A 25,857-nucleotide genomic window follows, 5' to 3' on the forward strand; every position below is an offset into this window, starting at 1 on the left:
CTGTTTGAAAGAGAGGTCTTGCGTAATGAAAGCTACAGGCATTGTTCGTCGTATTGACGATTTGGGTCGTGTTGTAATACCGAAAGAAATTCGTCGCACATTAAGAATTCGTGAAGGCGATCCATTAGAGATATTTGTTGACCGTGATGGTGAAGTTATACTTAAGAAATACTCTCCTATCGGGGAACTAGGTGACTTTGCTAAGGAGTATGCGGAATCGTTATTCGAAAGTATTGGACATATTACACTTATTTCCGACCGAGATACGATTATTACTGTTGCAGGAGCATCAAAAAAAGAAATGCTCGATAGATCTATTGGACAAACGTTAGAGGATTGTATGGATAATCGCAAGACACATCTAGAAACAAATAGTGGAAGTTATGAAATTGTTAAAGATCAGCCAGATACTTACAGCTCCTACATCATTGCACCGATTATTGCAGGCGGAGATCCCATCGGTACGGTTGTTATGCTTACTAAGGAAGATAACGTTAAGATTGGTAATCTAGAACAGAAAATGGCCGAAACTGCAGCGGCATTTCTAGCGAAGCAAATGGAACAATAATCGACAGTTTTCACGTGAAACATACAAGCTTCCTCATCCAGATAACAATTCTGGCAGAGGAAGCTTTTTTCACCTATAATGGTGTGATGGTACAAACCACAATAGAATCGGGTGAACATGAAACATTGAGTCTTAGAACAAAGTGGCTGAAGCTAAGTGGTTATGGTGCGCTATGGTTAACATCGGCAACATTTGCTACGAAGCTCATTGGTGTATTGCAAAAGATACCGCTGCAAAATCTAGCGGGAGATGCGGCATTTGGTATTTATAATATTGTATATCCTATTTACCAGCTAATGATGGCATTAGCGATTGCCGGAATTCCAACGGCGCTGGCCTTTTATGTCGCGCAAAAAAATGAAAAAGAGCAGCATAATACTTTGACTATAGCATTAGTTGTCATTAGTGGGGCAGCAGTATTGAGCTGTATAATCGGATTGTTAGCTGCGCCTTGGCTCGCTAATCTTATTGGTAATGATGAGGTTATAACATCTATTCGGATTTTAGCGCTTGCGCTATTGTTTACTCCTTTACTAGCAGTATATCGAGGGTACTATCAAGGAAAAGATGATGCTAAAGCATCTTCTATCTCGCAATTGATTGAGCAATGCGTTCGAGTAGCGTGTATGCTGTTACTGCTTTGGATTGGACTTAGCTACAATTGGTCAGATAGTAAGCTTGCGGCTGGCGTGATGTTCGGTTCAGTTGTCGGAGCTATCGCAGCACTGTTATGGTTTTTGTTGTATCAAAAAGGTGACAAGATCGTGCGGGTAGAACGGAAGCTTATTGCGACAGAAGGTAAATTATTATTCCGAATGGCTTTACCGACCGCGCTGGCGGCTATAGTTGTGCCGATGGTAGCTGTTGTTGATGCAATAAGTATTCCTCGCTTTATGCTGGGAGCAGGTGAACAGGTTTCATTCGTAATGGCGGAATTTGGTCGATACAGCCGTATACAGCCGCTTATTCAATTAGTTTCGATGTTGCTTGGTGCATTTGCCGCAGGCTTTATTCCTAATTGGGTGAAGCGAGGTAAAATAGCACTTTATGGGGAAAGATTATTACTCGTTCATCGACTCGCATGGATGATCGGAGCAGCGGCAGCAGTTGGTCTATGTCTGCTCGCTACGCCGTTAAATATTATGCTATATAAGAATACGGAAAGTCTGATGACCTTCCGTATTCTAAGTTGGACGACATTAGCAAGCAGTATGTTAGCTGTACAAGCCCCATTACTACAGGCTGCAGGAGTAAGAAAGCTACCACTTTACTTGTTGCTTATTGCAGCTGGAAGTAAAGCGCTGTTGAACTATGTATTTGTGCCAATTTGGGGTATTGAGGGTGCGGCATTGTCTGGCAATATTGCCCTATTTATTCCCGCAATAATCGGTGCATTAGTACTGCGACGGGCAACGAAACATATAGATGCAGTTGTGCATCGCAGGGCATATAGCTGGCTAGAGGCGCTACGAGTGCTTGCTGTAACGCTACTAGCGCTTGTACTGATGATTCTATCGATTAACATCGTCAGTGAGCTTGTTCGTTATCTATGGCCGCTAGGCTGGAATATACGTCTTTACTCTACGTTAGAGTCACTATTGTCGGTAGTAGTTGGGTCGATTGTATTCGGTCTCATACTTCTAGTATGTAAAGGTATAACTAAAACGGAGTTGAAATTGTTGAATAATCGCGATTGATTGTTCAGATGAAAGTGAAGGAGTGAGTAGCAAATGATGAAATCAATTACTGTCGTTGGACTAGGTTCAGGTAGTGAGGAACAGATTACATTAGGAATATGGAAACAGATTAAAGAGGCAAGTCAGCTTTATGTTAGAACCGAACATCATCCGATGATGAAGCTGTTACACGATGAGCATATTGCTTATATAAGCTTTGATAGCATTTACGAGGCGCATAGTAATTTTCCAGAGGTATATGCAGAAATCGTTCAAACATTGCTGCAGAGCGTTCAGGCTATTGCAGAAGCGGGCGAAGAGGCTCATATCGTCTATGCGGTGCCTGGACATCCTATGGTCGCGGAAAGCACCGTTCAGCAGCTCATTACGCGTTGTGAAGCGGAAGGAATAGCCTTACATATTCGTGGCGGTGAAAGTTTTTTGGATGCAGCGTTCACAGCACTTAGATTCGATCCTATCGAAGGATTTGCATTACTTGATGCGGCCGAACTGCAGCCATCGTTATTGCAACCGCAATTGCATACACTAATCGGGCAAGTTTATGATAAGTATACGGCATCTGATGTAAAGCTGGCATTGATGGAGCGGTATCCAGATGACTATGAGGTTATTGTTGGGCATGCACTAGGCGTAGCGGGCGAGCAGGAGCTCATCTCCGTGCCTGTCTATGAATTAGATCGAATAGATGGCTATCACAACCTATCGATCATCTATGTGCCGCGTGCGACCGATGAGGCCGTGCGGAATCGCAGCTTCGACCGCTTGCATGAAATTGTTACGATTCTACGTAGTCCAGAAGGTTGTCCATGGGATCAAGAACAGACTCATCAATCGATTCGCAAAAATTTCATTGAGGAGCTGTACGAAGCGTTGGAGGCAATTGATGCCGATGATCCTGAGGGAATGCAGGAGGAGTTCGGTGATGTACTATTGCAATTAATGCTGCACAGTCAGATGGAGGAGGAGCTAGGCAGCTTTTCCATCTACGATGTGCTTCAGACGTTGAATGAGAAATTAATTTATCGTCATCCGCATGTATTTGGTGAAGACTCTGCTCAAAGCTCAGAGGAAGCGCTAGTCAGCTGGGAGAAGATGAAAGCTGAAGAACAACGTGCTAATGGAATTATAGATCAACGGCCATCTAAGCTGGATGGTATTCCGAAAGACCTACCTGCTATTCTAACTGCTTATAAGATTCAGAAAAAAGCATCTAAAGTTGGTTTTGATTGGGACGAGATTGGTCCTGTACTTGCCAAAATCGAAGAGGAAATTGCCGAGTTGAAGGAAGTTATTGCATCAGGTGAGCAGGATAAGCAAGCAGAAGAATTAGGTGATCTGCTATTTGCAGTTGTGAATGTTGCTAGATTCATTCATGCGGATCCGGAAGCATCACTTGCCCGGACAAATATGAAGTTCAAAGCTAGATTTCAATATATTGAAGAGCAGCTTCGTATAAATGATAAAAGCTTTGACGATACTGATTTAGTAGAGATGGATCGATGGTGGGAGGAAGCCAAAGGGATTGTAAAATTCTAAAAGTCGTCATAAACTTTGCTTATTCAGCAAATCTTGTAAATAATTTAATAGGAATAAGAAGGATTTTGTAAACTTTAGTTGAATTAATAATCTTCGTGAGATTCAAATGCATATCGCTGTAATCTCACTAAATGGCGTTAGCCTTAAATTAAACATATATTTTTCAGGAGGAATATAAGAAATGAACAAAACAGATCTAATTAATAACATTGCAGAAAAAAATGGTTTAACGAAACGTGATGTAGAAACAGTACTTAACGGTTTTCTTGCTGAAGTAACAGAAGCGCTTGCTGGTGGAGATAAAGTACAACTTATTGGTTTTGGTACTTTTGAAACTCGTAAACGTTCTGGACGTGTTGGTCGTAACCCTCAAACGGGTGCTGACATTAACATCCCTGAAACTACTGTTCCCGCTTTTAAAGCTGGTAACAAACTGAAAGAAGCTATCAAGTAGTCTATGCGCTTAGATAAATTTCTCAAAGTATCAAGACTAATTAAGCGACGTACCGTTGCCAAGGATGTGTCAGAACAGGGACGGATTTGGATCAACGGCCGTGAAGCTAAGCCTAGTAGTGCCGTTAAAGTAGGCGATGAATTGCAAATCCAATATGGTCAGAAGATCGTAACGGTTCGCATAGATCGTATTGCTGAAACAACGCGAAAAGACGAAGCCACGGAGCTTTATACTTTGGTGAAAGAAGAAGCACGCCCAAAAGAGAATCTTCTGGATTGGGAATAGACATCATAGAGAGTAGTATCATTCACGAAAGTGAGCGATACTACTCTCTTTTGTATAGTTAATAGTTCTAAAGTTAGAATGCCCTCCATACACTATAAGAAATGAATAGAAGTGGAGGACGAGTCTATGATGGAACAACCGAAAAAGCAAAAACAGCAGGATGTAAAGCTAATGAATCGGAAGCTATTAGAGCTCACAGGAGTAACTAAGGTGGAGAGCTTCGATAGTGAGCTGTTTTTGCTAGATACGGAACTCGGAATGCTTACAATTACGGGGCATAATCTGCATATGAAGCATTTAAGTCTAGAACAGGGCTTAGTTACAATAGAGGGTATGGTATACTCACTCGCCTATTCTGATGGCAAAAACGCTGGCAAGAGTAAAGGCGTATTCGGTAAGTTGTTTCGATGAGCTTAAGTATACAATGGTTAACGTTAGGCACAATGTTAATGTCTGGTGTTGGGATGGGAATAATCTTCGATGGTTATCGAGTCGTTTCCTCAGAGTTTAAATTTCCGCGCTGGTCATTATCATTGCTTGATCTATTATATTGGATTGCATCGGCAATGATCGTCTTTCGAATGCTATATGTAAGCAATAATGGCGAGGTGCGTGCATATGTATTTGTTGGACTAGCTATCGGCGTTGTCGTTTATTACTGGTTATTCAGTAAAGCAACAACAAAAATAACGCTATGGTTGATTAACGCTGTGAAATGGTGTATACAATTAATAATGAACATTTTCCACTTTATAGTAATAAAACCCATTCTTTTTATATGGGCAATACTACTTTTTATTATGAAACTTGGTTCTAAGATCACTATTGGAATTGGAAAATTTGTGCTACAATTACTACGTCCGTTCATAAAACTGACATTATGGATACTTTCTCCCATTACAAAGCCGCTGGGTAGGTGGCTCAACCCGTATTGGGAAAAATCGAATATATCAACTAAGCTAGCGAAAATGTGGAACTTTGTGAAGCAAAAGTCGCAGTCATGGTTAAGGAGGAAGTAGCAAATGGCACAAACAAAATCAAAACAATCATTTAGTGGGGCAAAGCGAAGATTTAAGATCTTGTTTGTGCTTGCTGCAATTTTCTTAGCCTGGGCAGGTTACACATTTCTGAATCAGTCCAATCAACATGATGCGATCCAAGAGAAGCTAATGTCCCTCGAAAGTAATCGTGATTCAATCTCGCAAGAGCTTGATTCTCTAGCAACACAAGTCAAGCTGCTCAATGATCCAGAGTACATGGCTCAACTTGCAACAAAGGAGCAAGGAATGGTAAAAGAAGGCGAACAGCAAATATTTAGTGAGCAACCATGATGCCTGTCTGTTGACCTTAATTCGTCGATTCGGTTATAATCACGATATGAGCAATTTTATGCGTAACTGTTGATCGTACGTAAGATTGACTTTATATTACTTTAAGAGAGGAACATTTTATTTTATGGCAATTGAAGTGGGCGCCAAATTAGAAGGAAAAGTGACGGGTATTACTAATTTCGGAGCATTTGTTGATTTATCCGGAGGAGTCACTGGGCTAGTTCATATTTCCGAAATCGCTGATAACTATGTCAAGGATGTTAAAGATCATTTGAAGATCGAAGATGTCGTTACAGTTAAAGTTATTAATGTGGACAAAGATGGTAAGATCGGTCTTTCAATCAAACAAGCTGTTGATCGTCCAGCAGGAGAGCAAGCTCCACCTTCTCGAGAACGACATTCATCTGGAGGACAAAGCGGAGAGAGATTTAATCGCGGTGGTAGTAGCAGCGGCGGCAGTGGTGGCGGCGGAAACTTTGAAAGAGGCGGTCGTCCATTCAATAAGCAAGGTGGCGGCAAACCAGGCTTTGGTAAGCCAAGCTTTGGTAAAGTGACGTTCGAGGATAAAATGTCTAAGTTCTTAAAAGATAGTGAAGAGCGCATTTCATCTTTGAAAAAGAATACTGAAGGTAAACGTGGCGGTCGCGGAGCAAAACGAGACTAGTTACGATTCCTATGTTGATACAAGCAGGGCCACTATGGCTCTGCTTTTTTGTTTTTCCTTTAGAGGAAGTTCAAAAAGCAGACTTTGATAACGATGATTATGCTAACGAAGCGTAATCGGCATCGAATTTGCTTGTCGTATTAACGTATAGAACAGAAACTTTCGGTCAACATTCTTCATCTGAAACGGTAACTCTAGTTGATTCGTCAAATATTGTTTGAGGTTGCCGACACAATAAGACCGATGTACTGCAACGATCTTGTTCATAGGCAGCATGCTCATCTGTTGCTATGATTGAGGTTGAACGACTTCCGACAAGTGATGCGAGCGTCGTTAGTTTTGTCGGAAAAAACTTTTGACCATCTTCCTTCAAGTGACAAAATCTGTTGAGACAACCATCTATAATGAGGAACACATTAACATTCGGATGGTGGTGCGACGGTATGAAGAAGGGTAATTCAATATTTGCCCCGTTGAACGAAGGGCAAGCTCGTGTTGGTGAGAAATTGTTGCAGGTGAAGTGGATAAACAAAAGTTATGAGGCAGTGTCTAGTAGGAAGTGGGATATTTTACTGATCGGGCTCGCATTTTTGTTAGGTAGAGCAGTCATTCTAGATTCGTTAATGTCATTTGCAGTAGCTTATTTTGCAGTCATCTATTTTATTCGTAAAGATTTGGCACTTATGACAGGTATTATAACGGTACTAGGCAGTTTGTTCGCCGTTACACCAGCACCTTTATGGATTGCATTAGAAATTCTCGTTGTATATTTACTATTTCGTGGATTACAGGCTTATGAACGAGTTGCCATTTCTAAAGTGCCGCTTGTTGTTTTCATAGGGGTATTGCTCGTACAGCTATTCCATACTTCTATTGGAAATTCTTTAGATTGGTATAATCTCACAATGGTGATTGTCGAAGCTACCCTTGCCTTTATTTTGACGTTAGTGTTCATTCATGCCATCCCAGTCATTACTTTTTCACGTAAATCAGCAAAATTGAAGCATGAAGAAATTATTTGTGTCATGATCCTACTCGCTTGTGCTATGACTGGCACCGTAGGTTGGGTTGTGGAAGGGGTTTCAGTAGAACATGTGCTATCTCGTTATATGTTGCTCATCTTCGCTATTGTAGGCGGTGCACCACTAGGTGCGACGGTAGGAGTAATCGCAGGTTTAATTATCAGTCTTGCTAATTTTAGCGCGGTGCTACAAATCGGTGTGCTTTCATTCGCAGGTTTGTTAGCGGGCTTACTACGTGAAGGTGGAAAGCTAGGGTCTGCATTCGGACTATTGCTTGGTACTTCTATTCTAACGGTATACGTTGGTGGGCAGGGTGAAATATTCACATCGGTATGGGAATCAGCATTTGCTACTTTACTGTTTTTGTTAACACCTAAAGGAATAACGAATGCGATATCGCGGTATATACCTGGTTCGCTAGAAAATAATAAATCACATTACGAGTATGCGAAACATATTCGTAATGCTACGGCAGCACGAGTATTCCATTTTTCAGATATGTTCAAACAATTATCGAATAGCTTCTATCCGAATTACGTAAGTGGACAAGCAGTAAGTCAAGAAGAAAAAGTGGTGCAGTTTATCGATGCCGTTGCGATGCAGAGCTGCCATAATTGCCATAAGCAAAAATCATGCTGGGGTGATAAATTATTTCCAACAAAAAAAATGATGAATGAGATGATGACGAGTATCGAGGCAAGGCAAGGGGGATTGCAAAAAGATATCCCACGCGCATGGAAAGCACATTGCAGTCGTGTAGATGAAGTGCTAACTGCGATGAAGCATCAGTATGAACTGTATAATCTCAATTATAAATGGCAACGACAAATTCATGAGCTGAAGGGACTTGTTGCCGATCAATTATTAGGAGTCTCACAAGTAATGGAGGATCTATCGCTGGAAATTAAACGAGAAGGTCAAACGCTGCATGTACAGGAGGAGCAAATTAAAGAGGCGCTAGAAGGGTTAGGTTTATCCATTCAGAGCATCGACATTATTAGCTTAGAGCTCGGTAATGTGGAAATCGAGGTACAGCATAGCTTTGATGGTGGTTTCGAGGAGTGCAGAAAAATTATTGCGCCATTACTTAGTGATATATTAGGGGAAAATATTACCGTCCGTAGTGAATCATCATGGTCACAGCATAGTGAGCTGAAACGAGCAATGTTTGCATCGGCAAAACAATACGAAGTGGAAATTGGTGTAGCAGGGGTAGCAAAAGGTGGCGATCTGTTATCGGGGGATAGCTTTAGTATCGTCGAGCTAGATAGTGGGAAGTTTGCTGTAGCGATTAGTGATGGAATGGGGAATGGGGAACGGGCAAGGCAAGAAAGCAGTGCTGCGCTATCTATTCTTCAGCAACTATTGCAATCAGGAATGAATGAGCAGCTAGCTGTTAAATCGGTTAATACAATATTGTTGCTACGTTCTCCTGATGAGACATATGCAACGGTTGACCTTGCGATTATCGACCTCTATTCAGCAGACACAACGTTCTTGAAAATTGGCTCTACACCAAGCTTTATTAAGCGAGGGCAGGAAGTTATTCCGATATGTGCCAATAATTTACCCGTCGGAATTATTCAAGATATTGATGTCGACTTTATTCATATGCCATTATTACCAGGCGATGTATTAATTATGATGAGCGATGGTATTTATGATGCACCGGGATATGCGGTTAATAAGGACTTATGGATGAAGCGCGTCATAGGAGAATTGAAGAGTAATGATCCACAGGAAATTGCCGACTCTTTATTAGAGACGGTCGTAAGATTCCATGATGGGGAGATTGTTGATGATATGACGGTTCTTGTTACAAGATTGGATCGTTATGTCCCAGAATGGGCAACGTTTAAGTGGCCGGGGGTGGCGAAGATCGAAAGAGCGCAAGTCGTCTCTTAGGGGATGGTTCAAAAAGCGGACTTTGATAACGATGATTGGCTTGGTAGCGTATTCGATATCGTATATGAAGCGAACTTGGAAAGGGAAGTTCAATCAGCAAGCAAAAAAGTTTTTTGTGAGCTCTTGCTAAGTAGCAATCTCTCAAAAAACTTTTTTATTGTCTACTATCTGAATGAGAAATCGCCATTTTCTGAAAATTGGCACTCTATTGAATAACTGGAGTATAATTAATAGATTCAAGAAATAAGTAGTTTGCTAGGGTTAACTTCCTCTCATTTTGGCAAAGATAGAGCTATATAGTCTTATCTATGTCTGGAATACGAAGACTAGGCTTCTGATCTGCTTTTCACGAGTAGATAACGAAGCGTGGACGAAAAGTTTGAGGAGGTATAGTGATGAAGCAAATATTACTTATTACAGACGGTTGTTCTAATGTTGGAATGAGTCCTGTTGTCGCTGCGGCCCACGCCAAATCCGAAGGAATCTCGGTTAATGTTATCGGAGTAGTGGATCAAGGTGAATTGGGAGAGTATGGTTCGGCCGAAATTCATGAGATTGCTAGAGCAGGTGGAGGATTAAGTAGACTTGTCCAGACGAAGGAGCTTGCGCAAACTGTCCAGATGATGACACGCAAAACGGTTGTACAAACGATTCAAATGGCTGTTCAGAAGGAGCTGCAGCATGTACTCGGTAATCACTCTATAGAGGCATTAGCGCCAGAGAAGCGCAGCGAGGTCGTGCGCGTCATGGATGAGCTTACAGAGACAACAGAGTTGCAAGTCGCATTACTCATTGATGCGAGTGCAAGCATGCGTCCAAAGCTAGCATCTGTAGAGGAAGCTATCTATGATCTTATGCTGAGCTTGCAAGCTAGAGAAGGTAAAAGTGAAATTGCAGTGCTTCACTTCCCAGGTGCGAAGCATCAGGAGGATTGTGTTGTTGATTTGCAATGGACGACGCATCTTAAAGGGATGCAATCGATTTTTCCGAAGTTGCATATGAGTGGTACAACACCAACAGGTCCCGCGCTTATGAAAGTTATAGAATTTTATACCGAGCAAAGAGCGAAAGCGCCATATGACCGGACAGAAATGGATGGGATAATGGGTGACGACGCTATCTAAATTACCCTTAAAAAAGGGAAATGTTCTTGTAGGTAAGTGGAAAGGTCAACAATATCTTGTAGAAAGATTGCTTGGCGAGGGCGCTAATGGTAAAGTATTTCTAGTCTCTAAAGATTGGAACTGGTATGCTTTGAAAATCGGTGCCAATGCGATCGATCTACAATCTGAAATCAATGCGCTTAAAGCGTTAGCGGGGCGTGATGCGTCAGCTAACGATAATTACTTGAAAGACGTTGATGATTGCATTATGCCAGACGGAAAAGAATATTCTTTCTATACGATGCGCTATATAAAGGGGCTAGATATTCCTTCTTATATTGAGCAAAATGGGCAAGAGTGGTTTCCATTGCTAGCATTGAATATGCTACGTCGTCTTGGTCAACTTCATCAAGCAGGCTGGATTTTTGGCGATTTGAAGGTGGAAAACATTATTGCTGCGGAATACGGCCATGTTGAGTTGATTGATTACGGTGGTGCAACCAAAATAGGAAAGAGTGTGAAACAGTTTACGGAAATATATGATCGTGGCTATTGGAATAGCGGAACTCGCTGTGCTGACCCAGCTTACGATTTATTTTCATTTGCTACCCTTTGTGTCCAATTGTTTGCCCCACGTAAATTAAGCCTAGCTACGAATGAGTTAATACCGCAAAACCGGTCAATTGAGGAGCTAATGGCAATTGTCAAAACGATTCCTCAGCTTGCGCCTTATGAAGGCTGGTTACTTAAGGCATTTCATGGACATTTTCGTGATGGTGAAGAGGCTGCAGAAGCTTGGAGAATGTTAGCACATCGACGGAAAGCTATTGTGAAGTCTAATAAAACGCCGCGTTGGCTGAAGGTGCTCATTACGATATCGGTACTTTCATTATGTACGGTAGCTTCCATAGCTTTATTGGATCTCGGTGGATTACTGAAATAGTTAGATTTGATAACGGAACGAGCCTTCTCGCTACTTAATATTGCAATTTTTGAACATAGGTTAGAAGGAGGTGCATGTTATGGAATTGGTTGAAGAAGCTTGGAATGTAGCGAAGAATCAACAATTATGGCAACCTAATAGTACAATTGTTGTGGCCGTTTCAGGTGGGCCAGATTCGATGGCATTGCTACATATCCTTCATAGTATCGCATTGCGTGACTCGCTCCAGTTGGTCGTTGCTCATGTTAATCATGGGTTTCGACCCGAGGAGTCTGCTGCAGAATATGAGCTAGTTAGACAGGCTGCCAAGCAATTAGCACTTATATGTGAATATACAGAACTAGAGATGCCACTTTATTTGCAGGAAAACAGAGGCAATAGTCAAGCGGCCTCTCGACAACGAAGATATGCGTTTCTCTATGAAGTATGTGAACGTCATAATGCCAACTATATTGCACTTGCCCACCATGGTGATGATCAAGCTGAGACGGTACTTATGCATGTTTTACGAGGAACAGGTATTTCAGGGCTAAGTGGTATGGCTATGAAGCGTTCTGAAAAAAACGTGGAACTCATTCGTCCTCTACTTCGTATGAGGAAGGATGACTTGATTGTTTACTGTCACGAGCAGCAAATACGATATGTTAATGACAGTAGTAATGAGCAACGAGATTATTTCCGCAATAAAGTTCGACTAGATGTTATTCCTTACTTAGAAACCTTTAATCCGAAGCTGACACAATCGTTAGCACGACTGGCTGACGTAGCGGGAGTTGAAGATGATTGGATGCAGCAACAAGCCAATCAGATGTTTGTAGAAGATGTGAAACATCAAGATCAGAGTATAATAATTAATTGCAAAGTGTTATTAGACGCTCACGTCGCTTTACAAAGAAGATTGATTAAACTAATATTAAGTTATCTTTCTCAAGAAGCAACTAGCATTTCGTTCGAGGGCATAGAGCGAATACGATGGGCTGCAGGAAATACTGCGACATCCACGTATCGTATCGATGTTGGCGAAGGGATCGTATGCGTCCGCGAATACGATATATTGCGCTTTGTACATAGTAATAATTATTCGCTTTTCCAGTCGACAAAAGCTAAGCCACTCATCATTGAACAACAACAGCTACCTTGTATGGTACAATACGGTAATTGGTTGATCTCATGTAAGCTTTACGAAGGCGATGCACAACTGCCGAATCCAGCTTCTAGATATGAAGCGGTATTTGATTATGATACGATTTCGTTTCCACTTACCATTCGTTCCCGATTAACTGGTGACCGAATGAATGTTATAGGGTTAAATGGAACGAAAAAAGTGCAAGATATGTTCGTGGATGAAAAAATCGCTATTTCTGAACGTGATACCTATCCAATCTTGCTCCAGCATTCGAATCAAATCATCTGGCTTCCTGGTGTGCGTAGATCAAGTTATAGCTTAGTCAATGAGCAAACGAATACTTATATTGTGATCACATGCAACAGAGGCAACCAATTTTTAGCTTGATCGATGAATAGGAATGAACTTGATTTAGAAACATAACATAGTTAAGTGTAGGGGGATTTCAGTTGTTAAACGACATTCAAGAAGTGCTATATAGTGAGGAACAAATTTCACAAAAGGTGAAAGAGCTTGGTGAACAATTAACGAAGGACTTTACAGGTCGCAATCCGCTCGTTATTTGTATCTTAAAAGGCGCATTTATTTTCATGTCTGATCTTGTGAAAGAGATCAAAATCCCACTAGAAATCGATTTTATGGCCGTCTCGAGCTATGGCCAATCTACAATTTCATCAGGCGTTGTCAAAATTATTAAAGACCTTGATGTTTCCGTTGAAGGTCGTGACGTGATCATTGTAGAAGATATTATCGATAGTGGTCTTACTTTAAGCTATTTGATCGATGTATTAGAGCATCGCAATGCGGCATCAGTTACTGTTGCAACGTTGTTTGACAAACCTGCTCGACGTACAGTAGATCTTCAGCCCCATTATAAGGGATATACATTACCAGACGAGTTCGTTGTCGGTTATGGCTTAGACTTTGCTGAAAAGTATCGTAATTTGCCATTTATCGGCATCCTTAAGCCAGAAATCTATTCGTAGGACTGGCCAGGTATGTCCTCTATAACAGCTATACGTTGTTATCGAAAGACATGCTATGTTAAAATAATTGAAGCGTCTGAGAGGAGGTAGGGGATGAAACGGTTCATCCGTAATACAGGTTATTATTTAATTATTTTTTTGGTTACGATAGGGATCTATAATTACATTAGTAAAACAGGTGATACTTCCAAACCTTTAAGATACGATGAGCTTGTTATAGCAATCGAATCAGGGAATGTGGCAGAATTAGTTTTGAGGTATGAAGATCAATCCTACTTAGTGACGGGTAAGTATACACAGGTGCCAGCAGATGATAGTAGTCAAAGCTTTACATCTCGTGCTGGGGTTAGTTCGTTAGGACAGCTCGAAGAGCTTCGTCAAGAATTTGGGTTCTCCTTAGAATACACGAAGATGAAGACACCAAGTTTCTGGTCTAACTTCTTAGTAACATTAATACCGTTCATCTTAATTTTCGTATTGTTCTTCTTCTTAATGAATCAAGCTCAAGGTGGCGGCGGCAAAGTTATGAACTTTGGTAAGAGCAAAGCCAAGCTTTATACGGAAGACAAGAAAAAAGTTACGTTCGAAGATGTTGCAGGAGCTGATGAAGAGAAACAAGAACTTATCGAAGTGGTTGATTTCTTGAAAGATCCTCGTAAGTTCAACTTGGTAGGTGCTCGTATTCCGAAAGGGGTACTTCTTGTAGGACCTCCAGGTACAGGTAAAACATTGCTGGCAAGAGCAGTTGCTGGAGAAGCTGGCGTACCATTCTTTAGTATTTCAGGTTCTGACTTCGTGGAAATGTTCGTCGGTGTTGGTGCTTCTCGTGTTCGTGACTTGTTCGAGAATGCGAAGAAAAATGCACCATGTATTATCTTCATTGATGAGATCGATGCAGTAGGTCGTCAACGTGGAGCTGGTCTTGGCGGTGGTCATGATGAGCGTGAACAAACGTTGAACCAGATGCTAGTAGAAATGGATGGTTTCGGTGCTAACGAAGGTATTATTATTATCGCTGCAACGAACCGTGCTGATATCTTGGATCCAGCGTTACTTCGTCCAGGTCGTTTTGACCGTCAAATTACGGTAGATCGTCCTGACGTTAGAGGTCGTGAAGACGTGTTGAAGGTACATGCGCGTAATAAGCCACTTACAAGTGAAGTAAATTTAGCTACTATTGCGAAACGTACAACTGGATTCAGTGGTGCTGATCTTGAAAACCTTCTGAATGAAGCAGCATTACTTGCTGCTCGTCGTAATAAGAAGGAAATAAATATGGTTGATATCGATGATGCGATTGATCGTGTTATCGTAGGTACAGAGAAGAAGAGTCGTGTTATTAGTGATCGTGAGAAGCGCATTGTTGCTTATCATGAAGCTGGACACACGATTGCTGGCTACTACCTAGAGCATGCAGATCAAGTTCACAAAGTTACGATCATTCCTCGTGGACGCGCTGGCGGATATGTAATCATGCTGCCAAAAGAAGATCGTATGCTTGTAACGAAGAACGAGCTACTAGATCGCGTATGTGGTCTGTTAGCAGGTCGTGTTGCCGAGGAAATCTTCATTGGGGAAATTGGTACAGGTGCATACAGTGACTTCAAGCAAGCTACAGCTATTGTTCGTAGCATGATTATGGAGTATGGTATGAGCGATAAACTAGGACCAATGCAGTTCGGTAGCTCGCAGCAAGGTTCTGTATTTTTAGGACGTGACATTGGTCACGAACAAAATTACTCAGATGCGATCGCATATGAGATTGACCAAGAAATGCAAGCGATTATTAACGAATGTTATAACCGTACGAGAGACCTTCTTAACGAGAAGAGCAAAGAGATGCATGCTATTGCAACGACATTGCTTGATGTTGAGACGTTGGAAATCGAGCAAATCAAGTCATTGCTTGAAACAGGTCACTTACCAGCTCCGTTTGCTGGCGGTGCTTCAACTGAAGCGATCGTAGAATCGAAAGCAGCACCAATTATCGATGAGATCGGTGATGTGAAAGTTCGCATTCAACCGCGTGAAGATGAAGAGTCTGTAACAGAGCAGGACCCGATTCCGAACAATCCGGTAGATGATGATAACAAAAAAGACTAATCATATTAAATAGCAAGGCTGTTCTCTTCAACTGTAAGGTTGTTGAAGAGGACAGTCTTTTTGTTTATTTGAAACTAACGGGCTTTAAAGCGAACAAATTAGCCTTCCATTATTTAAATGTTAAGGAATGATGAACATTTGCTGCTTACTCCATTGACATGACGGGTTAACACATGTAAATTAAATCTTGAATCGTTTATCTTTAATTACTTTTTTTAAATGTATAGGAAGCGACTTGTAGAGTAAGTGCAAGAATTCACAAAGTCGTTATTGCTATTGTAAATAGTAACAAAACCATTGTGCATAGAGGAGAGGATCTAGAGTGGAAACATTAGCGCTAGAACGCAAACAAGAACAGAATCGTCAATTGCGTGAACGTCTTATGGAGCTGAAGAAAGAAAGAAATGCGATTATATTAGCACATTATTATCAACGTGATGAAATTCAAGAGGTTGCCGATTTTCGTGGGGATTCGTTTCTATTAGCTCAAAAAGCTGCTCAAACTGATGCTGAAGTTATTGTATTTTGCGGTGTTCACTTTATGGGCGAGAGTGCAAAAATTCTTGCGCCTAACAAAACAGTCATTATTCCTGATGAACGAGCAGGTTGTCCGATGGCGGATATGGTTAATGTTGATGGTCTTCGTAAGCTAAAGGCACAGCATCCTAATGCGACCGTTGTCACATATATTAACTCATCAGCTGAGATTAAAGCTGAAACAGACATTTGTTGTACATCTGCCAATGCATTGAATGTTGTCAATTCTGTAGAAGGTGACGAAGTCATCTGGGTGCCAGATAAAAACCTTGGTCATTATGTTCAACAAAATACAGACAAAAAAATGATTATTTGGGAAGGCTATTGCAATACGCATGATATGCTAACCGTCAAAGATGTAGAAGAAATGAAAGCGAAATATCCTAATGCACAATTTGTTGTACATCCTGAATGTCGTCCAGAAGTAGTAGCGCTTGGAGACTTTGTAGGAAGTACAACAGCCATTTTGAAATATTGTAAAGAATCACCATGCCAAGAGTTTATTGTAGGTACAGAAGATGGAACAGGCTATCAATTACGTCTTGATAGTCCCAATAAAACATTCAACTTCGCTTCAAAATATTTAGTATGTCCGAACATGAAGGTTAATAATTTGAAAAAGCTTGTGAAATGTCTGGAAACGATGCAGCCTCAAATTTATGTGCCGCCTCATGTGGCTGACCAGGCACGTTTATCACTAGAGCGCATGTTACTTGTAAAGTAGAGGGTGTTTAAAAAGCGGACTTTGATAACGATGGGTATGCTTCGTAGGTTATTCGACGTCGAATAGGAAGCGAACTTGGGAAGTGTGGGACTCGTGTACCAATAACGTACACTGGAGTGTCCTCCTTCCTCAAGTAGCGCTCCCTCTTCTCGGCTTTCGAAAGCCCGCTCTTTGAACCTCGATTGGAAGTAGCTGAACGTGCACGTAGAGGAAGTTCGGAGGGTACAACAATGATTCCAAGATATTTAGTGGATATAGATATTCAGAGCTTGCCGGTAGTGGATACTGATGTGATTGTAATCGGAGCAGGAATTGCCGGTTTGTTTACGGCGCTTCGTTCTAGTAAAGGGCAATCTGTTGTGATGATTACGAAAAAGTCATTGTTGGATAGCAATACTCGTTATGCGCAAGGTGGCATTGCAGCGGTTATATCAGCTGATGATTCACCCGAATATCATTTGCAGGACACAATAGTAGCAGGTGCAGGTCTTTGTGATCATAGTGCTGTGGATGTGCTCGTTCATGAAGGTCCAGAAGGTGTAGAAAATCTAATTAAGCTCGGCACGCAATTCGACGTGGAAAATGGAGAATATGCCCTTACACAAGAGGGAGCTCATAGTCAGCGTCGTATTTTGCATGCCAATGGAGATGCTACAGGATTTGAAATTGTACGTGCTCTTTCTGAGAAGGCAATTGCCAATGCTAATATTGATGTATGGGACAATCATTTCGTTATTGATCTCGTAACAGACAAAGGTATTTGCTATGGAGCGATTGTCCAGAAAAGCAATGGAGAGCGATTATTTTTACGAGGCAAAGCTACAGTTCTATGCTCTGGCGGTTCGGGTCAACTCTATCGCTATACAACGAATCCAGAAGTTGCTACGGCAGATGGTGTTGCTATGGCATATCGTGCAGGTGCTAATATACGTGATATGGAGTTTATTCAATTCCATCCCACATCGCTATGTTACCCTGGCGCGCCACGCTTCTTAATTTCAGAAGCTGTTCGTGGTGAGGGGGCCTATTTACGTAATATTAAAGGCGAACGTTTTATGGACAAATATCATGAACAATTAGAGCTTGCTCCGCGAGATGTTGTTGCTCGTGCCATCGTAAGTGAGATGGAAGAGAGTAAATCTACTTTCGTATATATTGATATTACGCATGAAACCGAAGAGAAAATTAAGCATCGTTTCCCAACGATCTATAAATATTGTTTGGACTATGGTTTAGATTTAACGACCGATTGGATTCCTGTTGCCCCTGCCATGCACTATATGATGGGCGGAGTCGAAGCTGACTTGAATGGAGAAACTAATATTTCTCGTTTGTTTGCTTGTGGCGAAGTTTCATCAACAGGCGTACATGGTGCGAATAGATTGGCGAGTAATTCTCTTTCCGAAGCTATTGTTTTCGGTAGACGTATTGTCGACCGTATAGCGTTATTGTCACCACTTACAGGGGTGCCGAATACGAGTTTCACTGGTGATCGTCATATCCATGCGATCCAGCCTGTTGTGGAACGCCGCTTGAAGCTACAGAAAATTATGGTGCGTTATGCTGGTTTGAAACGTAATCGCGAAGGGCTGCAAAAGGGATTAGATGAATTAATGCGACAAGTTACTATTTTCAATACAGAACTTACGGAGCGTGAAGAGTTCGAATTTGCGAATATGTTAACTTGTGCGTTACTCGTTACGGAGTCAGCACTTTTCAGAGAAGAAAGTCGCGGTGGACATTATCGTGAGGATTTCCCGAATCGTGATGATGAACATTGGAGCAAGCATACGGTATTGAATCGTGAAACTGGTCAATTTGAGGAGTGGATCACAAATGTTTGAGTGGACAAACGGCGGATACGATTATGAACTGAAGCAATTGATACGTAGTTGGTTAGCAGAGGATATAGGTAGTGGAGATATTACAACAGAGACAACAATACCTGTAAACTCGATATCTAAAGCCGTCATTCATATGAAAGAACCAGGAATTATTGCAGGTATTCCGATTGCTCGACTTGTATTTGAAGTAGTAGATACATCATTAATATTTAACGCGTTAGTTGAAGATGGTGATTCTGTTGATAAAGGCACCGTCATTATTGAAGTTGAGGGTAGTACGAGAAGCTTGCTTACTGGAGAACGACTTGCTTTGAACTTGATGCAAAGACTTTCAGGGATCGCAACGAAAACGAATAGCTTTGTGCAAGCGTTGCAAGGACTACCGACAAAACTTGTTGATACACGAAAAACAACACCTGGTCATCGTATGCTTGAGAAATATGCGGTACGTATAGGTGGGGGTTATAACCATCGCTTTGGATTGTATGATGCTGTTATGATTAAAGATAATCATATTAAAGGAGCTGGTAGTATTACAGCTGCTGTTGCATCCGCACGCCAGCAAATTCCGCATACGATGAAAATTGAAGTGGAGACCGAATCGATGGAGCAAATTCAAGAAGCTATTCATTGCGGGGCTGATATTATTATGCTCGACAATATGCCGGCTGCAGCGATGAAAGAAGCAGTTGTATATATTAAGGAGCGCTCTTCACATGTTATCGTTGAGGCTTCTGGTAACATTACACTTGATACGATATATGATAAGGCAGCATCGGGTGTTGATGTCATATCTGTTGGTGGTTTGACGTATTCTTTTCAAGCCTTAGACATTAGTCTAGACTTGAATGAGAAGAAAGGTGGAACTATCGCGTGATTTTAGTTATAGATGTCGGCAATACAAACATCGTACTTGGTATATATAAAGGGAAACAATTATTGCATCATTGGCGTATTAGTACGAACCGTTCTGGAACAGTTGATGAGTATGGAATTATGATTCATAACTTGTTTCAGTATGCCGGCATAAGCTTGCAACAGATTGATGGGGTTGCCATATCGTCGGTTGTTCCGCCATTAATGGGATTGCTGGAGCAGCTATGTGCTAAGTATATGAAGAAGACACCACTTATTGTCGGACCTGGTGTGAAAACAGGACTTAACATTCGCTATGAAAATCCACGCGAGGTGGGTGCTGACCGTATCGTTAACTCTGTTGCTGCGATAGAGAAGTATGGCGCTCCATTGATCGTTGTTGATTTCGGAACAGCAACGACGTTTGATTATATTGATGAAGAGGCAAGCTATATTGGTGGAGCGATTGCTCCAGGAATTGGAATTTCGACAGAGGCATTGTATCAGCGAGCAGCCAAATTACCACGTATTGAGCTGACGAAACCGAAAAGCGTTGTAGGGCGAAATTCAGTAACCTCTATGCAAGCGGGTATTATTTTTGGCTATGTTGGACAAGTTGACGGTATTGTTAACCGTATCAAAAAAGAATTTAATGTAACACCTAAAGTTATTGCAACGGGTGGATTAGCGGAATTGATTTTTGCTGAGTCTGAAACGATTGAAGTCGTTGATCCTATGCTAACGCTTGAAGGATTACGTTTAATCTATGAACGCAATCAGGAGGGATAGTTATGACAGAACAATTGAAAGACATTCTCGTTCGCGGCACGGCATGGGGTGGTAAGATACGTGTATTTGCGACACGGTTGACTAATATTGTACAGGAAATGCAGACGCGTCATCAGACCTATCCAACGGCAACAGCAGCGTTAGGAAGAACAAGTGCAGTTGCTGCGATGATGGGAGCTATGCTGAAGGGCGAGGAACGTCTTACGATTCAAGTAAAGGGCGACGGTCCAATCGGCAATGTTGTCGTTGATGCGAACACTTATGGCGAAATTCGAGGCTACGTTGATTATCCACAAGCACATCATGCAAGCAACGAGCGCGGCAAGTTGGATGTGGCAGGTGCTGTAGGTACAACAGGATTTATTTATGTAACCAAAGATTTAGGAATGAAAGAGCCGTATAGTGGAAGTATACCTATTATTTCAGGGGAGCTTGGTGAAGACTTCACTTATTACTTTGCTGTATCCGAGCAGACGCCTTCCGCTGTTTCAGTAGGTGTATTAGTAGATGCTGACAATTCAGTGCTTCATGCAGGTGGGATGATTGTCCAAGTGCTACCTGGACTTAAAGACGAAGATTTGACGAGATTAGAGAATGCTATCGCGGCATTGCCCCCCGTTACAACTTTGCTTGAACAAGGTGAAACACCTGAAGGTATTATTCGCTCGTTAGTGGGAGACGATTTCGTCATTCATGACATCATGGATTTGCATTTCCAATGTAAATGCTCGGAGGAGCGTGTAAGTGCAACGTTGTTAAGTGTCGGCGCGGACGAACTACAAAGTATGATTGATGATACTGGAGAGGCAGAGCTTGTATGTCATTTCTGTAATGAAAAGTATCATTTCAACAAAGAGAAGCTAGTGGAACTTAGAGATGAAGCAAGGTCTTAAGTAAGGATAGTAGAATATGAAAAAATATGATGTATTGAAGCTTGTAGTTATTATTCAAGCGGTAGGCATGTTCGCTCTAGCTAGCTTTGCGATTTGGCAGCTATGGCCTAACTTGCAGGGCAAATCAGCCGAACTTGAAGGATCAATGATCGAAGACGATAGAAATCGAATTGACGATGAGATTGTCGCCGTGGTAGCAGATAAAAATATAACAAAGCAGCAGCTTATTGATGAGTTGATAGAACTATACGGAGATCAAGCACTGCAGCAATTACTGCTGCATGTAACGATTGAGCTTGCTGCACAGGCAAAAGGGATTATGCTTACTCATAGTGAGCTAGAAGCAGCGATTAGTGAAGCTTCTAGCGGATATGAAAGCAAAGAACAATATTTTCAGATGATGAAGGAGCAATTAGGGCTTTCACAGAAAAGAGTAATAGAAGGTATTCAAGACCATGAATTACTAGTCAAAATCGCGATCTCCGATATTGAGGTTAGCGAAGCAGAAATTACTGCTTATATCGAAAGTCATCCAGAGCAATTTCAACAAAAACAGCAGTTTCGTCTAAGCTGGATTCTTACTGAAAACGATAGTGATGCCAATTATGTGCTTAATGAGCTTACGCAAGGGGCTGATTTCGCCGCGACGGCATCACAATACTCTATAGATATTTACTCTGCTGAAATGGGTGGAGACTTAGGTGAAATTGAATACAATGATCCATTTTATGATCAAAGCGTGCTGGAAGAAGCCTCGAAGATGCAAGTAGGTGATGTCGTTGGTCCGATTCGTACAGCGGACGGCTATGCGATATTGTATTTAGCTGGAAGGAACATACCTGAAGGACTAACGAAAGAACAGCGACAACAAAAAGCTAAGGTCGAAGTTGCTCTACAAAAAGTTGGATCTTTGATCGATGTACAAGAGCAGTTAATGAATCAGTACGCAAGCGGAATTAAAAAATAAGGGGTAGTTCAAAGTTGTTTCCATTATTTGATAAAACCTATTGACAAGATAAGGTCTTCATTGATAATATAATAATCAAAGCCAACTAATCTAGTCGGAATAAGGAGGGTTCATTGTTATGGCAAGAATTGTACAGAGCGTAACTGATCTTATCGGAGATACACCACTGGTGCGTTTGAATCGTTTGGTCCCTGAAGGTAGTGCAGAAATATATGTGAAACTTGAGTATCAAAACCCAGGCGCAAGTGTAAAGGATCGTATTGCAATTAGCATGATTGAAGTTGCAGAAGCAGAAGGTCGTATTAAACCAGGAGATACAATCGTTGAACCAACAAGCGGTAATACTGGTATTGGTCTAGCACTTGTTGCAGCTGCAAAAGGCTATAACGCTATTTTTGTAATGCCAGAAACAATGAGTATTGAGCGTCGTAACCTACTTCGTGCGTATGGTGCAAGTCTTGTACTAACACCTGGCTCTGAAGGTATGAATGGTGCAGTTCGCAAAGCTGAAGAGCTTGCTGCTGAAAACCCGACGTACTTTATTCCGCAACAATTCAAAAACCAAGCAAACGTGAAAATTCACCGCGAAACAACTGGTCCTGAAATTATTGAAGCGATTAATTCTCTTGACGGTAAATTGGATGCCTTCGTTGCTGGTATCGGTACTGGTGGTACAATTTCTGGTGCAGGCGAAACACTTAAAGGTGCATTCCCTAAAATCAAAATTGTAGCAGTTGAACCTGCGGGCTCTCCAATCCTTTCTGGTGGTAGTCCAGGTCCTCACAAAATTCAAGGTCTTGGTGCTAACTTTATTCCAGACATCTTGAATCGTGAGATTTACGATCAAATTATTACAATTGAGAATGAGGATGCATTTGATCATGCTCGTCGAGCTGCGAAAGAAGAAGGTATTCTATGCGGAATTTCTTCTGGTGCTGCAATTTCTGCTGCATTGCAAGTTGCCAAAGAGCTTGGCACTGGCAAACGTGTAGTAGCAATTATTCCAAGTAATGGTGAGCGTTACCTAAGTACTCCACTTTTCAACTTTGATAATTAATAGTAAGTAATAAGTAAGTAGAGGAGCTGCCTTGCGTTATGACGCTTGGCTAGTCCTCTACTTTTTTGCATATATTACGAAAATACAACTCCAACGGCATATGTAGAATAGCGAATGATCATCCAAAATGCTTTATTTTTCGAGTAGGTTTTTGTATACTAGGCGAAAGTAGTTAGAACGGAGGAAGTTAGCATGCTAACCTCATGGGAAACATGGTTACAATGGCATAAAGAGAAGCAGTATACGATGTTACCTTATATAAAGCGTGTAGAGTTAGATTGGTCCCAGCAAAGCTATGTACCATCTTGGGGTGGAGTATGGCAAGATGCTTCCCCGCATGCATTTGTATTAGAAAGTGGTAAAGTAGGTCGCTATACGTACTTAGGTATTTCGCCAGAAAGTTTAATATATGGAACAGATGAAATCGCTCGTACGATTTCTTATTACAATCCTGATGAACAGGCGCAAAACTGGGAAGAAATTTGTGGGAAACCATTAGAGGTTGTTCGTGAGTGGATGAAGCCATACAAAAGTCCATATGTTGCAAATGGTCCAAAGTTCAGCGGAGGATGTGTTGGCTTTTGGGGATACGACGTTATTCGTAGCATCGAAAAATTACCTCGACTAGCTAAGCGAGATATCGAAGTTCCTGATTACTTGTTCATGCGGATGAATGAGGTATGGGTGTTGGACCATCAGGAACGGTGCGTTTACTGTGTTGTACATCGACCTATTTCTGATGAAATGGGCGAAGCGGAACTGCTTCACACGTATGAAGCTGCTGCAGGACATGCAGAAGGAATGGCGGATTATTGGCTAACGTGGTTTGAAGGTGAGCAGCAGCGTGCACAGGATGAGGCGGAGCGTGAACGGAGGCTTGCTCATATTGAGCAACAAAGTCTACATATTGATGTGGAGAGTATTACTGGAATCTATTCTCCATTTGCTAAGCAAGAATTTATCCAGGCAGTAGAGAAAATTCAAGATTATATCGCACAGGGCGATGTGTTTCAAGTGAATTTGTCACAACGTCAAAGTAGAGCGGTGCAATCAAACGCTGCAGAATTATATGAATGGTTGAGATTGTTTAATCCATCTCCATATATGGGTTATATTACAACTCCTCATTTTCAAATTGTATCAGCATCACCAGAGTTGCTAGTGGAGCAATATGGTGGCAAATTAGCAACGCGCCCGATTGCAGGAACACGTCGCAGAGGTCGTACAGAGGAAGAAGAAGCATTATTCGCCGAAGAGCTAATGAACAATGAGAAGGAAAAGGCTGAGCATATTATGCTCGTTGATCTTGAAAGAAATGATCTAGGTAGAGTTTCTGCTTATGGTACAGTCAAGGTAGAAGAACTTATGGTTATCGAACGCTATTCGCATGTCATGCATTTGGTATCACAGATTGAAGGTGAGCTGGCAAGCGGCAAAGATTGCTTTGACGTTATTGCAGCAACATTTCCAGGCGGGACGATAACTGGCGCTCCGAAAATTCGCACAATGGAAATTATTGAAGAGCTTGAGCCAGTGACACGTGGACCGTATACAGGCTCAATGGGCTGGATTGATTATAATGGCGATATGGAGTTCAATATTATTATTCGGACCATGGTTATTGAGCGAGATGAGGTTCATATTCAAGCAGGTGCAGGGATTGTGATTGACTCTGATCCTGAGCGTGAATATGTTGAGTCGTTGAGTAAGGCTAAGGCTCTGTGGAAGGCGATTCAATACGCCGAATCTTTTTCGGATTTTCCGACGTGATCACGATGCGTAGCTTCGAAGCACTTGATGGTAACTCTTCCGCGAATATGGGCGTTGCCCATGAGTTCGCTGGTGCTTGATAGATTTTAGTTTGTCATTATACATTGTGGGAGGGATTACTATGATTCTGGTTATCGATAATTATGATTCATTTACTTACAACTTGGTGCAATATTTGGGTGAGCTCGGTCAGGAAATTATTGTTAAACGTAATGACGAGATTGATATGGCTGGCATCGAGGCGTTAGCTCCTGATCACATTATGATCTCTCCTGGTCCTTGTTCTCCGAATGAAGCGGGGATTAGCTTAGAGGTTATTGAGCAATTTAAAGGAATTATCCCGATTATTGGAATATGCCTTGGTCATCAATCGATCGGTCAAGCTTTTGGCGGTGAGGTTGTTCGTGCGGAGCAATTGATGCACGGTAAAACTTCGCAAATTCTTCATGATGGCAAATCATTATTCGATGGACTACCATCGCCATTTACGGCAACAAGATATCATTCCTTGATTGTACGCCGAGAGTCATTGCCTGATTGTCTTGAGATTACTGCGGAGACGGAAGCGGGAGAAATTATGGGGCTACGTCATAAGGAGTATCCGATTGAAGGACTACAGTTCCATCCAGAATCGATCATCACTGAGCATGGCTTACGTATGCTTAGCAATTTTTTGAAGCTAAGCGTAGCGAAATAGT

Annotated in this window: 25 protein-coding genes; 24 read left to right on the forward strand and 1 reads right to left on the reverse strand. The window is 41.6% G+C overall.

Annotation, left to right across the window (positions count from 1 at the left end; translation table 11 throughout):
• Nucleotides 1-25: 25 nt before the first annotated feature.
• From spoVT to AC1TO5_RS20020, 9 genes are all read left to right on the forward strand, one after another.
• Nucleotides 26-568: a stage V sporulation protein T gene (gene spoVT / locus AC1TO5_RS19980; RefSeq protein WP_482064606.1), complete on the forward strand. Its 543-nt coding sequence runs from the start codon at nucleotides 26-28 to the stop codon at nucleotides 566-568.
• A gap of 125 nt (nucleotides 569-693) precedes the next feature.
• On the forward strand, nucleotides 694-2,265 hold the full coding sequence (locus tag AC1TO5_RS19985; RefSeq protein WP_482064607.1) for a putative polysaccharide biosynthesis protein: 1,572 nt from the start codon (nucleotides 694-696) through the stop codon (nucleotides 2,263-2,265).
• 33 nt (nucleotides 2,266-2,298) lie between these two features.
• On the forward strand, nucleotides 2,299-3,801 hold the full coding sequence (yabN, locus tag AC1TO5_RS19990; RefSeq protein WP_482064608.1) for a bifunctional methyltransferase/pyrophosphohydrolase YabN: 1,503 nt from the start codon (nucleotides 2,299-2,301) through the stop codon (nucleotides 3,799-3,801).
• A 181-nt stretch (nucleotides 3,802-3,982) separates the two neighbouring features.
• Complete coding sequence (locus AC1TO5_RS19995) at nucleotides 3,983-4,255, forward strand: HU family DNA-binding protein (RefSeq protein ID WP_482064609.1); 273 nt, start codon at nucleotides 3,983-3,985, stop codon at nucleotides 4,253-4,255.
• Nucleotides 4,256-4,258: 3 nt separating this feature from the next.
• Entirely contained in the window at nucleotides 4,259-4,540 is a 282-nt protein-coding gene (locus AC1TO5_RS20000; protein WP_482064610.1) for an RNA-binding S4 domain-containing protein, read from the forward strand.
• A 126-nt stretch (nucleotides 4,541-4,666) separates the two neighbouring features.
• On the forward strand, nucleotides 4,667-4,951 hold the full coding sequence (yabP, locus tag AC1TO5_RS20005) for a sporulation protein YabP (RefSeq protein ID WP_482064611.1): 285 nt from the start codon (nucleotides 4,667-4,669) through the stop codon (nucleotides 4,949-4,951).
• Nucleotides 4,948-5,559, forward strand: coding sequence for a spore cortex biosynthesis protein YabQ (gene yabQ, locus AC1TO5_RS20010; RefSeq protein WP_482064612.1), 612 nt, complete (start codon nucleotides 4,948-4,950; stop codon nucleotides 5,557-5,559). Before yabP ends, yabQ begins: the two co-directional genes overlap by 4 nt.
• A 3-nt stretch (nucleotides 5,560-5,562) precedes the next feature.
• Nucleotides 5,563-5,871: an FtsB family cell division protein gene (locus tag AC1TO5_RS20015; protein ID WP_482064613.1), complete on the forward strand. Its 309-nt coding sequence runs from the start codon at nucleotides 5,563-5,565 to the stop codon at nucleotides 5,869-5,871.
• A 124-nt stretch (nucleotides 5,872-5,995) separates the two neighbouring features.
• On the forward strand, nucleotides 5,996-6,535 hold the full coding sequence (locus AC1TO5_RS20020) for a S1 domain-containing RNA-binding protein (RefSeq protein ID WP_482064614.1): 540 nt from the start codon (nucleotides 5,996-5,998) through the stop codon (nucleotides 6,533-6,535).
• A gap of 102 nt (nucleotides 6,536-6,637) precedes the next feature.
• On the opposite strand, the gene AC1TO5_RS20025 is transcribed toward AC1TO5_RS20020, so the two are convergent.
• Nucleotides 6,638-6,802, reverse strand: coding sequence for a hypothetical protein (locus AC1TO5_RS20025; protein ID WP_482064615.1), 165 nt, complete (start codon nucleotides 6,800-6,802; stop codon nucleotides 6,638-6,640).
• 176 nt (nucleotides 6,803-6,978) lie between these two features.
• On the opposite strand from AC1TO5_RS20025, the gene spoIIE reads away from it, so the two are divergent.
• The 15 genes from spoIIE to pabA all read left to right on the forward strand — a co-directional run bounded on the left by spoIIE (nucleotide 6,979) and on the right by pabA (nucleotide 25,856).
• Nucleotides 6,979-9,462, forward strand: coding sequence for a stage II sporulation protein E (spoIIE, locus tag AC1TO5_RS20030; RefSeq protein WP_482064616.1), 2,484 nt, complete (start codon nucleotides 6,979-6,981; stop codon nucleotides 9,460-9,462).
• A gap of 395 nt (nucleotides 9,463-9,857) precedes the next feature.
• Nucleotides 9,858-10,586, forward strand: coding sequence for a vWA domain-containing protein (locus AC1TO5_RS20035; RefSeq protein WP_482064617.1), 729 nt, complete (start codon nucleotides 9,858-9,860; stop codon nucleotides 10,584-10,586).
• Entirely contained in the window at nucleotides 10,570-11,508 is a 939-nt protein-coding gene (locus AC1TO5_RS20040; RefSeq protein WP_482064618.1) for a protein kinase domain-containing protein, read from the forward strand. The genes AC1TO5_RS20035 and AC1TO5_RS20040 overlap by 17 nt, the downstream gene beginning before the upstream one ends.
• A 79-nt stretch (nucleotides 11,509-11,587) precedes the next feature.
• Nucleotides 11,588-13,021 carry a tRNA lysidine(34) synthetase TilS gene (tilS, locus tag AC1TO5_RS20045; RefSeq protein ID WP_482064619.1) on the forward strand — a complete coding sequence of 478 codons (1,434 nt, stop codon included), beginning with the start codon at nucleotides 11,588-11,590 and terminating at the stop codon, nucleotides 13,019-13,021.
• Nucleotides 13,022-13,083: 62 nt separating this feature from the next.
• Entirely contained in the window at nucleotides 13,084-13,620 is a 537-nt protein-coding gene (hpt, locus tag AC1TO5_RS20050) for a hypoxanthine phosphoribosyltransferase (RefSeq protein ID WP_482064620.1), read from the forward strand.
• Between the two features lie 93 nt (nucleotides 13,621-13,713).
• A complete protein-coding gene (gene ftsH, locus AC1TO5_RS20055) occupies nucleotides 13,714-15,723 on the forward strand; it encodes an ATP-dependent zinc metalloprotease FtsH (RefSeq protein ID WP_482064621.1) in 2,010 nt (669 codons plus the stop codon).
• Between the two features lie 322 nt (nucleotides 15,724-16,045).
• On the forward strand, nucleotides 16,046-16,984 hold the full coding sequence (gene nadA / locus AC1TO5_RS20060; protein ID WP_482064622.1) for a quinolinate synthase NadA: 939 nt from the start codon (nucleotides 16,046-16,048) through the stop codon (nucleotides 16,982-16,984).
• Nucleotides 16,985-17,214: 230 nt separating this feature from the next.
• Nucleotides 17,215-18,828, forward strand: a complete 1,614-nt coding sequence (gene nadB / locus AC1TO5_RS20065; protein WP_482064623.1) for an L-aspartate oxidase — start codon at nucleotides 17,215-17,217, stop codon at nucleotides 18,826-18,828.
• Nucleotides 18,821-19,705, forward strand: a complete 885-nt coding sequence (gene nadC, locus AC1TO5_RS20070) for a carboxylating nicotinate-nucleotide diphosphorylase (RefSeq protein ID WP_482064624.1) — start codon at nucleotides 18,821-18,823, stop codon at nucleotides 19,703-19,705. Before nadB ends, nadC begins: the two co-directional genes overlap by 8 nt.
• The gene (locus tag AC1TO5_RS20075) at nucleotides 19,702-20,472 is read left to right on the forward strand and encodes a type III pantothenate kinase (protein WP_482064625.1); all 771 of its coding nucleotides are present in this window, start codon (nucleotides 19,702-19,704) and stop codon (nucleotides 20,470-20,472) included. Before nadC ends, AC1TO5_RS20075 begins: the two co-directional genes overlap by 4 nt.
• Nucleotides 20,473-20,474: 2 nt before the next feature.
• Nucleotides 20,475-21,365, forward strand: a complete 891-nt coding sequence (gene hslO, locus AC1TO5_RS20080; RefSeq protein ID WP_482064626.1) for an Hsp33 family molecular chaperone HslO — start codon at nucleotides 20,475-20,477, stop codon at nucleotides 21,363-21,365.
• Between the two features lie 16 nt (nucleotides 21,366-21,381).
• The gene (locus AC1TO5_RS20085) at nucleotides 21,382-22,332 is read left to right on the forward strand and encodes a peptidylprolyl isomerase (protein WP_482064627.1); all 951 of its coding nucleotides are present in this window, start codon (nucleotides 21,382-21,384) and stop codon (nucleotides 22,330-22,332) included.
• 118 nt (nucleotides 22,333-22,450) lie between these two features.
• Complete coding sequence (cysK, locus tag AC1TO5_RS20090; protein WP_482064628.1) at nucleotides 22,451-23,389, forward strand: cysteine synthase A; 939 nt, start codon at nucleotides 22,451-22,453, stop codon at nucleotides 23,387-23,389.
• A gap of 192 nt (nucleotides 23,390-23,581) precedes the next feature.
• On the forward strand, nucleotides 23,582-25,159 hold the full coding sequence (locus AC1TO5_RS20095) for an anthranilate synthase component I family protein (RefSeq protein WP_482064629.1): 1,578 nt from the start codon (nucleotides 23,582-23,584) through the stop codon (nucleotides 25,157-25,159).
• A 121-nt stretch (nucleotides 25,160-25,280) separates the two neighbouring features.
• The gene (gene pabA / locus AC1TO5_RS20100) at nucleotides 25,281-25,856 is read left to right on the forward strand and encodes an aminodeoxychorismate/anthranilate synthase component II (protein ID WP_482064630.1); all 576 of its coding nucleotides are present in this window, start codon (nucleotides 25,281-25,283) and stop codon (nucleotides 25,854-25,856) included.
• Nucleotide 25,857 lies beyond the last annotated feature (1 nt).

Source organism: Paenibacillus sp. Y930 (assembly GCF_056786375.1).

Coding starts and splice junctions, on each gene's coding strand:
- spoVT (WP_482064606.1), top strand. CDS start 26: ATGAAAGCTACAGGCATTGTTCGTCGTATTGACGATTTGGGTCGTGTT.
- yabN (WP_482064608.1), top strand. CDS start 2,299: ATGATGAAATCAATTACTGTCGTTGGACTAGGTTCAGGTAGTGAGGAA.
- AC1TO5_RS19995 (WP_482064609.1), top strand. CDS start 3,983: ATGAACAAAACAGATCTAATTAATAACATTGCAGAAAAAAATGGTTTA.
- AC1TO5_RS20000 (WP_482064610.1), top strand. CDS start 4,259: ATGCGCTTAGATAAATTTCTCAAAGTATCAAGACTAATTAAGCGACGT.
- yabP (WP_482064611.1), top strand. CDS start 4,667: ATGATGGAACAACCGAAAAAGCAAAAACAGCAGGATGTAAAGCTAATG.
- yabQ (WP_482064612.1), top strand. CDS start 4,948: ATGAGCTTAAGTATACAATGGTTAACGTTAGGCACAATGTTAATGTCT.
- AC1TO5_RS20015 (WP_482064613.1), top strand. CDS start 5,563: ATGGCACAAACAAAATCAAAACAATCATTTAGTGGGGCAAAGCGAAGA.
- AC1TO5_RS20020 (WP_482064614.1), top strand. CDS start 5,996: ATGGCAATTGAAGTGGGCGCCAAATTAGAAGGAAAAGTGACGGGTATT.
- AC1TO5_RS20025 (WP_482064615.1), bottom strand. CDS start 6,802: ATGAACAAGATCGTTGCAGTACATCGGTCTTATTGTGTCGGCAACCTC.
- spoIIE (WP_482064616.1), top strand. CDS start 6,979: ATGAAGAAGGGTAATTCAATATTTGCCCCGTTGAACGAAGGGCAAGCT.
- AC1TO5_RS20035 (WP_482064617.1), top strand. CDS start 9,858: ATGAAGCAAATATTACTTATTACAGACGGTTGTTCTAATGTTGGAATG.
- tilS (WP_482064619.1), top strand. CDS start 11,588: ATGGAATTGGTTGAAGAAGCTTGGAATGTAGCGAAGAATCAACAATTA.
- ftsH (WP_482064621.1), top strand. CDS start 13,714: ATGAAACGGTTCATCCGTAATACAGGTTATTATTTAATTATTTTTTTG.
- nadB (WP_482064623.1), top strand. CDS start 17,215: ATGATTCCAAGATATTTAGTGGATATAGATATTCAGAGCTTGCCGGTA.
- nadC (WP_482064624.1), top strand. CDS start 18,821: ATGTTTGAGTGGACAAACGGCGGATACGATTATGAACTGAAGCAATTG.
- hslO (WP_482064626.1), top strand. CDS start 20,475: ATGACAGAACAATTGAAAGACATTCTCGTTCGCGGCACGGCATGGGGT.
- AC1TO5_RS20085 (WP_482064627.1), top strand. CDS start 21,382: ATGAAAAAATATGATGTATTGAAGCTTGTAGTTATTATTCAAGCGGTA.
- cysK (WP_482064628.1), top strand. CDS start 22,451: ATGGCAAGAATTGTACAGAGCGTAACTGATCTTATCGGAGATACACCA.
- AC1TO5_RS20095 (WP_482064629.1), top strand. CDS start 23,582: ATGCTAACCTCATGGGAAACATGGTTACAATGGCATAAAGAGAAGCAG.
- pabA (WP_482064630.1), top strand. CDS start 25,281: ATGATTCTGGTTATCGATAATTATGATTCATTTACTTACAACTTGGTG.